Raw genomic sequence first — 13927 nt, 5'->3', positions numbered from 1 at the left:
GTGTAGGAGATGCCCGAAAATGAGCATCAGAAAATGGGTGCACTGTTTCAGGTCGTGTGGGGATCCCAATGTGGGGCTTGCTCCCGATAGCAGTGTGTCAGTCAATACATGCTTGGCTGACAGCCTGCATCGGGAGCAAGCCCCCCCCCACAGGGAATTTATGTCAAGTCAGTAGGTCTTGCAGAGTGGCGAGGTTGTCAGCCTCTTCCACCGTCTTATCCTGCCGCCAGCGCAACATCCGCGGAAACCGCACCGCGATCCCGCTCTTATGCCGCTTGGACAGGGCGATACCCTCAAAGCCCAGTTCAAACACCATGCTTGGCGTCACGCTGCTGACCGGGCCGAATTTTTCCACCGTGGTTTTGCGCACGATGGCGTCCACCCTGCGCATTTCCTCGTCGGTCAACCCGGAGTACGCCTTGGCGAACGGCACCAGGGTGCGCTCGCTGCCCGGCGGGCCATCCCAGACCGCGAAGGTGTAATCGCTGTACAGGCTGGCGCGCCGGCCATGGCCGCGCTGGGCGTAGATCAATACGGCGTCGACGCTGAAGGGGTCGACTTTCCACTTCCACCACAGGCCCATGTCCTTGGTGCGGCCCACGCCATAGAGGCCTTGGCGATCCTTGAGCATCATGCCTTCGACACCAAGGCTGCGGGAGGCTTCGCGCTGCTCGGCCAACGCTGCCCAGGTTGGCCCCTCGAGCAGCGGTGAGGGCAGCAATACGGGTTGGTTGCACTCAGCGATCACGCGTTCCAGCTGTGTACGACGCTCTGCCTGGATATGGTTGCGCCAGTCATCGCCCTGAAATTCCAGCAGGTCGTAGGCCAGTACCGCGACCGGCGCGTCCTCCAGGACTTTTTTGCTCAGGGTCTTGCGGCCAATCCTCTGTTGCAGCAACGCAAAGGGTTGCACCGAGTCTTTCCACACCACGATTTCGCCATCGATCACCGTGCCGTCGGGCAGGCCACTCACCAGGCTGTGCAGCTCGGGGAAACGCTCAGTCACCAGCTCCTCACCGCGGGACCAGATCCAAAGGCGGCCCTCACGCTTGACCAGTTGCGCGCGAATGCCGTCAAACTTCCATTCCACCTGCCAGTCGGCGGGCGAACCCAGCAGCGTGTCGAATTGCGCCACCGGTTGGGCCAACCCGTGGGCAAGAAAAAACGGATACGGCTGCCCACCTCGTTGCGCATGCTCATCGGACGATTCGGCAGCGATCAGCTTGAGATAGCCCGCAGCCGTCGGGCGATTCGACAAGTCGGTATAGCCCACCAACCGCTGGGCCACGCGCTTGCTATCTAGGTTGGCCATGGCGGCGAGGGCGCGGGTGACCAGCAGTTTGGACACACCCACGCGAAAGCTGCCGGTGATCAGTTTGATACACACCATCAGGCTCGGCTGGTCCAATTGCGCCCAGAGCGCCGGCAGCCGTTCGGCCAGGTCCATGGGCGAAAGCCCGCGCAGGGGCAGCAGTTTGTCTTCCAGCCACACCGCCAGGCCGTCCTCGGAGCTGTAGGTGGATTCGGGTAGGAGAAGGGAAATCGTCTCGGCCAAGTCACCCACCGACTGATAGCTCTCTTCGAACAGCCAGGGTTCGATGCCGGCCGCTTCGGTGGCCATGTCCCGTAGCAGGCGCGTGGGCACCAGTTGCCGCGGCCGCCCACCGGAGAGGAAGTACACCGCCCATGCAGCATCTGCTGGCGGCGCTTGCAGGAAGTAGGCTTGCAGCGCAGCGAGCTTGGCATTGCTGGAGGTGGTGGCGTCAAGGTTGGCGTACAACTCGGCGAAGGCTTTCATGCCGTAGCCTCTTCTTCGTCATCACCGTACTCGGTGCTGAAACCCTGGGCATCCAAGCCCTTTTCACGCAGGTGGCGCACCAGTACGCCGACCGAGCCATGGGTCACCATCACCCGTTCGGCACCGGTTTGTTCGATGGCCCACAACAGCCCGGGCCAATCGGCGTGGTCCGACAGCACAAAGCCACGGTCCACGCCACGCCGCCGACGGGTACCACGCAGACGCATCCAGCCACTGGCGAAGGCGTCGCTGTAGTCGCCGAAACGGCGCATCCAGGTGCTTCCGCCGGCGGAGGGCGGGGCGATGATCAGTGCTTGGCGCAACAACGGGTCGGTCTTCTTGAAATCGCCGGCATACAGCGTCTCGGGAATGTAGACACCGGCTTCGCGATAGACTCGGTTTAACGGTTCGACTGCGCCGTGGCTGAGGATCGGGCCGATGCTGGCGTCGAGACCATGGAGAATGCGCTGGGCCTTGCCGAAGGAATAACAGAACAACACGCTCGCCTTGCCGTTGGCGATATTGGCCCGCCACCAGTCGTTGATCCCCGCGAAAATCTGCGCCTGGGGCTGCCAGCGGTAGATCGGCAGGCCAAACGTAGATTCGGTGATAAAGGTATGGCAACGCACCGGTTCGAAGGGCGCGCAGGTGCCATCGGGTTCGACTTTGTAGTCGCCGGACGCCACCCAGACTTCGCCCTGGTATTCCAGGCGGACCTGGGCCGAACCGAGCACATGCCCGGCCGGATGAAAGCTCAAGGTCACGCCGTGATGCTCCAAACGTTCGCCGTAGGCCAGGGTTTGCAGGTTGATGTCCTGGCCCAGGCGCCAGCGCAGGATGCCTTCGCCGGGCGCGGCGGCCAGATAATGCTGGTTGCCGGTGCGCGCATGGTCGCCGTGGGCGTGGGTGATCACGGCGCGCTCCACCGGGCGCCAGGGGTCGATATAGAAATCACCGGCAGGGCAATAGAGGCCTTCGGGGCGGGCGATGACAAGGTCCATGGAGTTGCCGTGGGCGATGGGCTTGTTAGTTATGAGGCGGGGCTGGGTGTAGAAGTTCTATCTGAATGCATGGGATCCAAATGTGGGAGGGGGGTTGCTCCCGATAGCGGTGTGACAGTCAACACATTCATTGACTGAACTACTGCTATCGGGAGCAAGCCCCCTCCCACATTTGGATTCGGTTTCTGCTGGGGAAAACCGGGTTACTTGCCCGGCGTCAGGGTCAGCCTTGTCTTGCCATACACCTTTTCAAAGTTCTGCGGCTGCATCGGGAAGCTCAGGTATTGAGCCTTGAGCGACGGGTCAATGCCGTTGGCATAGTTCGGGCTGGCCGGGTTGCCGGATTGGCCGATGCCACCCTGGCCCAGCATCGGTTCTGCCAGGCCGAAGTCGATGATCATGCGCAGCGCCTGCACTTGGGTGGTGTTGAAATCCTGGCCCCAGCTGTACGGTGCCGGGTTCAGGGTGTTGTGGTCGCCACCGCTGGCAAGGGGGCCGCGAATAACCTTGCCGCTAGTGTTTTTCCAGCTGGTGCTGTGCAGCTTGCCCCACTGCCAGGCCTTGTGATCGGCGCCCAGTTGGCTGTCGCCGGTGCCGATGGCGGCGGCGAGGGTGCGGGCCAGGATCGCGGGTTTGTCTTCTTTTTGCGGCGTGCGGGTGTCGTCCCAGAATGGGCTGTCTTCACGCCCCAGCAAATGATCGGCGATGGACGAGTAGGACAGGCTGGCATTGCTGACGAAGGCGGTCCAGCTGGGGCTGTTCTGCGGGCCGAGCTTGTCGAGGAAGATCTGTTTGGCACTTTCCTGCAGGAACAGTTCGTAGATCGCTGCGTCAGCCGAAGCAGGCGCAAGACGGCCATCGAAGGCCAGCAGGCGGTCCAGTGCTTCGCGAGCCTTGGCGCGATCCGCCGCCGGGAGGGCGTCGATGGCCTGCTTGAGCGGCTGGGCCATGCCTGGCGCCTGGAACATGCCCTTGAGCTTGGCGGCGAAAGTCGTGGTCTGGTCGTATTGCATGGCGATCAGGCTGCGGCTGTCATGCTTGCCGGCATTGGCCAGTTGCGCCAGGCGCTCGCTACGTTCCGGTGCGTCCCAGGAGTTGGACAACTGCATGCCGTAGCCACGTGGCGCAGTACGCTGGTTGGCGGTGCCGATCCAGCCTTGGGCCGGGTCCTGGTCGTAGGGATGCAGCATCGCATCGGCGTAGCCGTCCCAGTCAAAGCGCGTATCCCAGCCCGGCGACGGCAACAGGCCTTCGCCTTCGCGGCGGTTGGGGAAGCGGCCGGTGACCTGCCAGCCGATATTGCTGGCGTCGGCGAAGATCATGTTCAACGCGATGGCGCGGATCTCACGGGTGGCATCCGACGCCTTGCCGGCGTTCTGCGCACGGGACAGGTCGAAGAACGCATCCAGGCTCTTGTCGTCCTTGAAATCGGCGGTTTGCAAGGCCAGGCCAAGCCCGCTGGTGAGCGCCTGGCTGCTGTTGAGCAGTACGCCGTGGCGTGTTTCGTACACCACTTCGCGAATCGAGCGCTGACCCTTGATGAAGAAGGTTTCGTTGCGCACCCCAGCCGGTAGCCATTTGCCGTTGTTCTCGTAGTACAACGCGCTGCCCTGGCGCTTGACCTTCTCCAGGAACAGGTCCTGGGTGTCGCCCTTGACCGCGCTCATGCTCCACGCAACCTTGCCGTTGAAGCCGGACAGCAGGGTCGGCAGGCCGGCGATCGAAGCCCCGACGGCCTGGTATTTCGGCGCACGAATCTGCACGTAGCTCCACGGTGACGGTGCTTGCGGCTGGGCGGCGATATCATTGGCCAACAGGCTCTTGCCGCTGCGGCTGCGTTGCGGGCCGATGGCCCAGTTGCTTGACGTGGTGACCGCCAGCGCGTTGAGGCTGTTCAATTGCTGGCTGACTGTGTCCAGCGCCGCGAGGCCGGTGATCTGACCCAGGTTCACGCCCTTGAGCTTGTCGGCTTCGGCCTGCGGGATCGCTTCGTCCGGCGCACTTGGAGTGAGCCAGGCGAGTTTGTCGATGCCGACTTTCTGCGCCAGCACCAGGGACGAAATTTCTTCCTGCAAGTTGCCCGACTGACTGAAACTCAGCAGACAGAACAGCAGCGCCGAATCTTCCGGCTTCCAGTACTCCGGTTTGTAGCCGCTCTGGGCCAGGTCCGCCGGCAGTTTGTCGCGATAGCGGAACAGGTAGGCATTGACGCCCCGGGCATACACCTCAAAGAAGCGCTTGAGGCGCGGCGACGAGGCGTTGTACAGCTCGCCGGCGCTTTTCTTGAGGTTGACCGCGCGCATGAAACGGTCGACATCCAACACTTGCGGCCCGGACATTTCCGCCAGGCGACCCTGGGCCAGCAGGCGCAGGGTGACCATCTGGGTGATGCGATCGCTGGCGTGGACGTAACCGAGGCTGAACAGTGCGTCATGGAAGGTGTTGCTTTCGATCAGCGGCATGCCCTGCGCATTGCGGCGCACCGACACATTTTGTGCCAGGCCTTTGATCGGCTGTACGCCTGCAACGGGGGGAAGGGTGTCCTGGGTGCTCTGGAGCTGGCAACCGGCCAGGCCCAAGGCACTGGCCACTGCCGCGGCAACGCCGAACCGGGGAATAAAGTGAAAGAGGGCTGGCGAAGCCATGGCAAAGCTCCTGCGGGGGTAGCGTCAGTAAAGGCGCTACGTTAGTGAGCGCGGCGATACGACGCAAGCAGGAGTTGTGTAATTGCGTGAGCGCTCAAGCTATGTGCAAATCAATGTGGGAGGGGGCTTGCTCCCACATTTTGGTCTTCAGTGTGGCTTATGCACCATGGCACTTTTTGAATTTCTTCGCACTGCCGCACGGGCAAGGATCGTTACGACCCACATCCTTCAAGGCATTGCGCACGGGCTCCTGGTGAGCGTGGCCGCAGTTCGGGCCGTGGACATGGCCGTGGTCGTGGTCATGGTGTTCATGATCGTGATTGCAGTCGGGACCATGGACATGGGGTTGCTGAGTCATCGATGTTGCTCCGGAATAAAATCGCCGGGGATTATCTCGCCATTGTGCGCGACCTGCACGTCATTACCGATGAATAATCCGGTTTTCAGTTCGCCTTCCAGGCGATAAGGCACGGGCTGGTCAGGGTTTTTCAGCATCTGTACCACGTCACGTACCTGCGGCCAGAGGTTGGTGCGTACCGAAATCCGGAAGAACTTATGACTGCGCGGCGGTACGGTCAGCCATTCGTTGGACTCGCCCTCGGTCAGCAGCAGGTTGCCCAGGCTGATCTTATAGACCAGGCCACGCACCGTCAGGTCGGCGTCGTCGCGGTTGTCCACGCGAAAGTACAGCTTGAACTTCTGCTCCAGCAGCTTGGCCCGCACCACTTCGACCTTGACCAGGGATACGTGGGGCGCAGGCGAATCGTCTTCGAACCAGGACGCGCAGCCGGTGAGGCCCAGGGTCAACGCCAGCATCAAGCTGTATATCCGAAGCATGGCGTTATCCCTTTCGAGTGATTAGAGGTAGCTGGAGCAACACTTCTTGAATTTCTGCCCACTGCCACACAAACATACATCATTACGTCCGATCGTCACGTCCACCGTCGGGTCGATGAAGTACCAGCGTCCATCATTCTGTACGAAAGATGATTGCTCACGGTGGCTGTGTTCGCCGCTGCTGTCATGCCAGCGTGCGGTAAAGGTGACGAAGGCGTGTTCCGGCTGGCCGCCGAACACTTCTGAGCTTTCCACCTCAAGGCCCAGCCAGGTGCTCTGGGCACTCCAGGCGGCGATGGCGTCGCGGTCCAGCCCGGCCTGTTGCGCGGGCAGGGTAGTGGCTACCAGGTAATCGACCAGGCCCAGCACATAGGCGCTGTAGCGCGAGCGCATCAACGCGCTCGCGCAGGGTGCCGGGTGGCCGGCGTGATAGTGGCCGCAGCAGGCATCCAGCAGATTGCCGCTGCCGCACGGGCAAATGGATGTACTCATCGGGTTACCACCAATACTTTCCGAAGTTTTCCGGGTTGGCCCAGAAGCGGGCGTTGAGCCAGTCCGGCACCTGTTTATAGTCAAGCAGATCATAGGTAAACAGCGTCAGGACCTGCTCATCGCGCTGGAAGCGCTCGCCGGCTTGCAAGGCCAGGGAGAAAAAATCGGTTTCCTTCCAGGCGCAGGCGCCCAGGTCGACCAGCACGGCAATGCGGCTGGCATTGAGGTTGCGAATGCCGCCGAGCAAGGTCAGACCCTGCGCTTTTGACAGGTGCTCCAGGCAGTCGACTACCAACGCCAGGTCAAAACGCTGCGCCGCCAGTTCCGGCGGTAACGGCCCTGGCGCTGCCCGGAAAACCTGGGTGTCAGGGTGGGCCTGCTCAAAGGCATCCAGCGCCGGGAATTGGCTGGCACCCACTAGCAGCAAGCGCTTTGGCCCTTGAAGATCAAGCAAGGCAGCCAAGGCTTGCTGGGGCGTACGGGAAGAAATTCCAGCGGTCATTGCAAATCCTCACATCAAGACCGTAGAGACTAGCGCGGCTGAGCGCGTGGGCCTAGCGCGGCGGTCGATACCTATCTGCCAGTAACCGTCTCATCGGAAGTTTTTTGATCCTTCACTGGCAAATCGCCTGTAGAAGTCGTTACTGTGCATCCAAAGAAAAATTTGAAAACACTCAGGAGCCCCATGATGCGTAAGGTTTTTTTGCTGGCCCTGTTGGTCAGCCCCGTTGCCCTGGCCCAGAGCGTCAGTGTCGAAACCAACTCGTTGATGCGCCTGCCCAGCAGTACCAGCGTGCTGCAACTGGAGCGCCTGGAGGTAGCGGACTACGGCACTTTGCTGATTCCGTCCACTATCAGCCAGGTCACGGTGGAGGAGCTGCACCTGGGGCGCGACGCACGCATCGCCATTGTCCCCGGCAATACTGCGCTGCAAATGCAAGTGCGCCAGGCGCAACTGGAGCACGGTAGCCAGATCACTTCACGCGGGGCCCCTGGCACCCATGAAAAACCAGCCAAGGCTGGCCGTGACCTGATCTTGCGGATCAACGACCTTAGCGCTGAAGAATTGTCTGTGGACGCCCGCGGCGGTGCCGGTGCCCAGGGGTATGCGGGGCTCGATGGTGCCAACGGCGAGGACCCGGGGTGTACGTGGGGTTCGGCTGGGCGCGGGGCCAACGGTGACAACGGCGGCGACGGCCTGCCGGGTGCTTCGGGGGCGAGTGTAAGGCTGGAGTTGCCGCAAGACTTTCCTGGCGACAAAATCAAGGTCTGGGTTGATGGTGGCGCCGGCGGTTTGGCCGGTATAGCGGGCAAACCCGGGAAGGGTGGGCAGTCGAAGGGGTGCCTGGTGTACCGTGCTGATGGCGGCGACAAGGGCCGGGCCGGGTTGGAAGGGCAGCCGGGGCCGGCTGGGCCTGCAGGGTCTGTGACCATTCAGCGGCTCTGAGTCGCCTGGTCTGACGCTATCGGGGGCAAGTCCAATCGTCGCACCGCCCTCCCTCATTTTGGAATGCATTCCAAAATGTGGGAGGGGGCTTGCCCCCGATGGCGGCCTCACAGCCGACCAGCATGTTGGACTTTGATCGAGTACATATCCGTTATTTAGGTTACGGCCACTATTGGTTCCGCTTTTACAGCGGGTCACTTTTGAAAAGAGCCCAAAAGTAACCAAAAGGCTCTTGCCCCACCACTCGGCACCTCGCTTAGGCTCGGTGTGCCCGTAATCCGACAGGGATTTGGGGGGCCGCCGCCACGCGCCATCCATGGCGCGGGGCGGCTAAACCGGCATCCCTGCCGGTTTACCCCCCAAATCCCTGTCGAATTCCGGCCAGCGTGGTTTGACGGGGCGCCTAAGATCAAAAGCAGATCAAGATCAAGATCAAGATCAAGATCAAGATCAAGAGCGGTTCGCTGCGCATCGTGGTTACCGTTGACTGCTATAAAGTGGTGTAGGTGCCTAAGCCAGATAGCGATATAAGCGCGCCTCAGAACATCGGCCGAGCCGAAGCGATCGCCACCACTACCAACCCCACGATGAGATTAATCCCCACCAACCTGCGAATCTGCCCCAGCGCAGCCGCGCCCGCTGGCCAATCCTCGGCCGCCACCGCCTTGCGAAGCTCCGGGAACTTCAACGCCTGGATGCGGATAAACAGCGCCGTCATTATTAGATACAAACCCATCATCACCTGCACATAGCGCGGTGCAGTCTCAAAACCGTTGAAGCGCAGGTGCAAAAGGCCTATGCCGCTGATCGGCAAAACCAGCACCGTCACCCACACCCATACAAAAAAACGTTGAAACACATTCGCCCACAGCTTGAGCCGGGCAGGGCCCTCAAGGGCCGCCATGGCGGCGGGGCGCAGGATCATCCAGGCGAAAAACATACCGCCGACCCAGATCAGGGCAGCCAGTACATGCAGGGTGTAAGCGAAGCTAAACGCGGTCATTGTGGTACTCCGTTCTGCGCGGGATTAATTAGCGGGGTATGATAGCGGCCGATCCGAACCACTGAAAATTTATCCAGCGTTTTTTGCGCCCGACTATCCATGATCAGCACTGAACTCAAAACCACGATCCAGGGCGCCTATTCGCGTTTTCTCGAAGCCAAGAGCTTGAAACCGCGCTACGGCCAACGCCTGATGATCGCCGAAGTGGCGAAAGTCCTCGGGGATATCGACACCGACGACGAAGGCCGCCGCGAAGGCGAACCCGCGGTCGTGGCCGTCGAGGCCGGTACCGGTACCGGCAAGACCGTGGCCTACAGCCTTGCCGCGATCCCCACCGCCAAGGCCGCCGGCAAGCGCCTGGTGATCGCCACCGCCACCGTCGCCCTGCAAGAGCAGATTGTCTACAAAGACTTGCCTGACCTGATGCGTAACAGCGGCTTGAGCTTTACTTTTGCCCTGGCCAAGGGCCGTGGCCGCTACATGTGCCTGTCCAAGCTCGACGTCCTGCTGCAGGAAGGCCACGCGCAAACCGCCACCGCCTCATTGTTCGAAGAAGAAGGCTTCAAGATCGAGGTCGATGAGGCCAGCCAGAAGCTGTTTACCAGCATGATCGAGAAGCTGGCGGGGAATAAATGGGACGGCGACCGTGACAGCTGGCCCACCGCCCTGGAAGATGCCGACTGGGCGCGCCTGACCACCGACCACAGCCAGTGCACCAACCGCCATTGCCCCAACTTTGGCCAGTGCGCCTTCTACAAGGCACGCGAAGGCATGGGCAAGGTTGACGTCATCGTCACCAACCACGACATGGTGCTGGCCGACCTGGCCTTGGGCGGCGGCGCCGTGTTGCCCGATCCGCGCGACACCCTCTACGTATTCGATGAAGGTCACCACCTGCCGGACAAGGCCATCGGCCACTTCGCCCATTACACACGCCTGCGTTCCACCGCCGACTGGCTGGAAACCACCGCCAAGAACCTTACCAAGTTGCTGGCCCAGCATCCGCTGCCCGGTGACCTGGGCAAGCTGATCGAGCAGGTGCCGGAACTGGCGCGCGAGATCAAGACCCAGCAGCAGTTCATGTTCAGCGCCTGCGAACAGGTCGCAGACTTCAAGCCCGGTGAAGACGTCGAGGGCCGTGAGCGCCCGCGCCACCGCTTTGTCGGTGGGATGATTCCCGAGCACATGCGCGAAATGGGCATCGAGTTGAAGAAGGGCTTTTCACGCCTGACCGACCTGTTCACCCGCCTGACCGACTTGCTCAAGGAAGGCATGGATGGCGAGGTTAATATCGGCATCGCCAGCAACCAGGCCGAAGAATGGTACCCGCTGTTCGGCAGCCTGCTGTCCCGCTCCCAGGGCAACTGGGAGCTGTGGACCGCTTTCACCGTCGAAGACCCGGAAGACAACCCGCCGATGGCCCGTTGGCTGACGCTGTCGGAAAGCGGTGCGCTGTTTGATATCGAGGTCAACGCCAGCCCGATCCTCGCCGCCGAAATGCTGCGCCGCAACCTGTGGAACGTGGCCTACGGCTGCCTGGTGACCTCGGCCACGCTGACCGCCCTGGGCACCTTCGACCGTTTCCGCATGCGCGCCGGCCTGCCGAAAAAGGCCGTAACCGCCGTGGTGCCCAGCCCCTTTCATCACGCCGACGCCGGTGTGCTGCGGGTTCCGGACCTCAAGGCCGATCCTCGGGATGCGGCGGCGCACACCGCGGCGATCATTCGCGACCTGCCATCGTTGGTCGAAGGCTCCCGCGGCACCCTGGTGCTGTTCTCGTCGCGCAAACAGATGCAGGACGTGTTCGATGGCCTTGATCGCGACTGGCGCAAGCAGGTGTTTATCCAGGGCAACCTGTCCAAGCAGGAAACCCTGAACAAGCACAAGGCGCGGGTCGATGGCGGTGATTCCAGCGTGCTGTTTGGCCTGGCGAGTTTTGCCGAAGGCGTGGACTTGCCCGGGGCCTACTGCGAACACGTGGTAATCGCCAAGATCCCGTTCTCGGTGCCTGATGACCCGGTCGAGGCCGCGTTGGCCGAATGGATCGAAGCCCGGGGCGGCAACCCGTTCATGGAAATCTCGGTGCCGGATGCTTCACTGAAGCTGGTGCAGGCCTGCGGGCGCTTGCTGCGTACCGAGGAAGACCGGGGCACCATCACCTTGCTCGACCGCCGCCTGGTCACCCAGCGCTATGGCAAGGCTATCCTCAATGCCTTGCCGCCGTTCAGGCGCGAAATTTCTTAAGCCACCGTGGGCGAATTCGCCCACTTCGTGGTCTATCTCATCACTATCATCAGGCCATTCATCGGCCGTCTGGGAGAACCTTGTTCGTATGATTCGCACGCTGCCCGCCCTGTTTGCCTTGCTGTTCGCTGCGCCACTGATGGCCGCACCAGCGGGGCAACAAACGCTGTTCAACTTTGTCCGGCCTGCCGATGTGGTCAAGGTGGCGACCCAGGACGCCAGCCTGCCGCAATACAACGCCGAACAAACGCCCGAAGGCGAGGTGCTGCGCCGCATCACCTTCAACCCGGCGGCCGAGCCGAGCCTGGTGCTCAGCCCGCAAACCGGCGTGTGGGACTGGTCGCAATCCAGCGCCATGAGCCTGCGTATCCAAAGCGCCATGAACTGGGCGCTGACTCTCTACATCAAGGTGCAGAGCGCCGACGGCAAGACCCTGGTCAGCCGCGTCGACCTGCCGGCCGGCCCGGCCCAGACCCTGCTGGTGCCGCTGCAAGTCAACTCGCCACTGAGCCAGGGCATGAAGGCCGGCCCGCCTATGCCTATCACCGTGGAGGGCCAGCGGGTGTTGCTGGCCGGTAGTGCCGGGGAAATCGACCGCAGCCAAGTGGTCTCGGTGACCCTGTCGATGATCAAGCCCAACGCCGCCCAAAGCATCCTGCTGGAGCGCTTCGGCGTGCAGGACAGCGAGCCGGTGTTGAAAGCCGCCTACAGCGAATTGGTCGACGCCTATGGGCAGTCCACACGCGCGCGCTGGCCGGAAAAGGTCAGCAGCGATGACCAGCTCAAGGCTTTGGCCGCCAAGGAGCAGCAGCAGCTCAAGACCTGGCTGGCCGAGCGAGACAAATCCTCCCTGGACCCATATGGCGGCTGGAACAAAGGCCCGGCATTCGACGCCAGCGGCTTTTTTCGCACCGAGAAGCGCGATGGCCGCTGGTACCTGGTGACCCCCGACGGCCATCCGTTCTATTCCCTGGGCGTCAATACCGTGGCGCCGGACAACAGCCAGACCTACGTGGCGGGGCGTGAATGGATGTTCGCGGCGCTGCCCAAGGCCGGCGAACCTTTCGACAAGTATTACGGCAGCGGCGACAACCGCACCGGCAACGGTGCCGGCGAAGGACGTGGCTTTGGCTCGGGCCGCTGGTACGATTTCTATGGCGCCAACCTGCAACGCACTTATGGCGGTGAAGGTCTGGACCAGAAGCGCTGGGTTACCCACACCCTCGACCGCCTGCAAGCCTGGGGTTTCAACACCGTGGGCAACTGGAGCGATGCGGACCTGGCCACGGCCGACCGCGTGCCGTACACCTTGCCGCTGTCGATTGTGGGTGACTACGCCAGCATCAGCACCGGCACCGACTGGTGGGGCGGCATGCCCGACCCGTTCGACCCACGCTTTGCCATGGCCACCGAACGCGCCGTGGCTATCGCCGCGCGCGATCACCGCGATGACCCGTGGTTGATCGGCTTCTTTGCCGACAACGAACTGGCCTGGGCAGGTCCCGGTGACGATCCGAAGTCCCGCTACGCCCTGGCCTATGGCACCTTGCGCATGACCACCGATGTGCCGGCCAAACGCGCCTTCCTCAAGCAACTGCGCGACAAATACCGCAACGAAGAAGGCCTGTCCAAAGCTTGGGGCATTCATTTGGCGGGCTGGGAGCTGATGGAAGACCCTGGCTTCGAGCCACCGATGCCCAACCCGGAACACCCGGAAATCGAAGCCGACTTCAAGTATTTCCAGAAGACGTTTGCCGATGCCTACTTCAAGACCATCTCTGACTCGCTGAAGTGGCACGCGCCCAACCAACTCTTGCTGGGCGGCCGTTTTGCAGTGAGCACCCCGGAAGCGGTGGCGTCGTGCGCACAGTATTGCGACGTGTTGAGCTTCAACATGTACACCCTCAAACCCCAGGACGGTTATGACTTCGCCGCCCTGCGCGCATTGGACAAACCGGTACTGATCACCGAATTCAACTTTGGCTCCGCCGACCGTGGCCCGTTTTGGGGCGGCGTGACGCAACTGGCCCGCGAAGAAGACCGCGGCGCGGCGTACAGCGCCTTTCTCAAGCAGGCCATGGCCGAGCCGTCGATTGTCGGCGTGCATTGGTTCCAGTACCTCGACCAGCCGGTGACCGGGCGCCTGCTGGATGGTGAAAACGGCCACTTCGGCCTTGTCGGTATCACCGATGTGCCGTTCCAGGGTTTCGTCGACAGCGTACGTAAAAGTAATCTTGCGGCAGTCGACCAATTGGGCAAGGAGGCCGAGAAAGCCAAGGCGGCCGGTGCCGTGCGAGAGCACGAAGGTGGCCGATCAGCCCAAGCGGGCAAAGGCGCGGGGCAGGGCGCCGGTCAGGCCGGTGGGCACTCTGGAAATGGTCATTGATTCATCGTTGACGGGTTCACAAAACCGACAATGACTGGAACAATGTCGACCATTTCCTACAGTATTTTCAAGGC

General features: G+C 61.9%; 11 protein-coding genes. 3 read left to right on the top strand and 8 right to left on the bottom strand.

Translation table 11 applies throughout. The features are described from left to right. Window positions 1-163 precede the first annotated feature (163 nt). From BLU48_RS18670 to BLU48_RS18640, 7 genes are all read right to left on the bottom strand, one after another. Complete coding sequence (locus BLU48_RS18670) at window positions 164-1798, bottom strand: ATP-dependent DNA ligase (RefSeq protein ID WP_057021933.1); 1635 nt, start codon at window positions 1796-1798, stop codon at window positions 164-166. Next, window positions 1795-2799: a ligase-associated DNA damage response exonuclease gene (locus tag BLU48_RS18665; protein ID WP_057021934.1), complete on the bottom strand. Its 1005-nt coding sequence runs from the start codon at window positions 2797-2799 to the stop codon at window positions 1795-1797. Before BLU48_RS18665 ends, BLU48_RS18670 begins: the two co-directional genes overlap by 4 nt. A 203-nt stretch (window positions 2800-3002) precedes the next feature. Beyond that, entirely contained in the window at window positions 3003-5444 is a 2442-nt protein-coding gene (locus BLU48_RS18660; protein ID WP_057021935.1) for a penicillin acylase family protein, read from the bottom strand. A gap of 157 nt (window positions 5445-5601) precedes the next feature. Beyond that, on the bottom strand, window positions 5602-5802 hold the full coding sequence (locus tag BLU48_RS18655) for an SEC-C metal-binding domain-containing protein (protein WP_046071316.1): 201 nt from the start codon (window positions 5800-5802) through the stop codon (window positions 5602-5604). After that, window positions 5799-6281, bottom strand: a complete 483-nt coding sequence (locus BLU48_RS18650) for an LEA/WHy family protein (protein ID WP_057021936.1) — start codon at window positions 6279-6281, stop codon at window positions 5799-5801. Before BLU48_RS18650 ends, BLU48_RS18655 begins: the two co-directional genes overlap by 4 nt. A 21-nt stretch (window positions 6282-6302) precedes the next feature. Then, complete coding sequence (locus BLU48_RS18645; protein WP_046071318.1) at window positions 6303-6773, bottom strand: YchJ family protein; 471 nt, start codon at window positions 6771-6773, stop codon at window positions 6303-6305. Between the two features lie 4 nt (window positions 6774-6777). After that, entirely contained in the window at window positions 6778-7275 is a 498-nt protein-coding gene (locus BLU48_RS18640) for a DUF6231 family protein (RefSeq protein ID WP_057021937.1), read from the bottom strand. Between the two features lie 186 nt (window positions 7276-7461). Here BLU48_RS18640 and BLU48_RS18635 point away from each other — a divergent pair, with 186 nt between their 5' ends. Beyond that, on the top strand, window positions 7462-8220 hold the full coding sequence (locus tag BLU48_RS18635; RefSeq protein WP_057021938.1) for a hypothetical protein: 759 nt from the start codon (window positions 7462-7464) through the stop codon (window positions 8218-8220). Window positions 8221-8758: 538 nt separating this feature from the next. Here BLU48_RS18635 and BLU48_RS18625 read toward each other — a convergent pair. Further along, entirely contained in the window at window positions 8759-9223 is a 465-nt protein-coding gene (locus BLU48_RS18625) for a CopD family protein (protein WP_057021939.1), read from the bottom strand. Between the two features lie 99 nt (window positions 9224-9322). Between BLU48_RS18625 and dinG the strand changes: the two genes are divergently transcribed. Beyond that, window positions 9323-11467, top strand: a complete 2145-nt coding sequence (dinG, locus tag BLU48_RS18620) for an ATP-dependent DNA helicase DinG (protein WP_043051579.1) — start codon at window positions 9323-9325, stop codon at window positions 11465-11467. 88 nt (window positions 11468-11555) lie between these two features. Further along, complete coding sequence (locus BLU48_RS18615; protein ID WP_057021940.1) at window positions 11556-13853, top strand: beta-galactosidase; 2298 nt, start codon at window positions 11556-11558, stop codon at window positions 13851-13853. Window positions 13854-13927 lie beyond the last annotated feature (74 nt).

This window comes from Pseudomonas synxantha (assembly GCF_900105675.1).
Taxonomy (GTDB): Bacteria; Pseudomonadota; Gammaproteobacteria; order Pseudomonadales; family Pseudomonadaceae; genus Aquipseudomonas; species Aquipseudomonas synxantha.
Note: the sequence above shows the minus strand (reverse complement) of the source record. Positions and strands in the feature narration are given on the sequence as shown.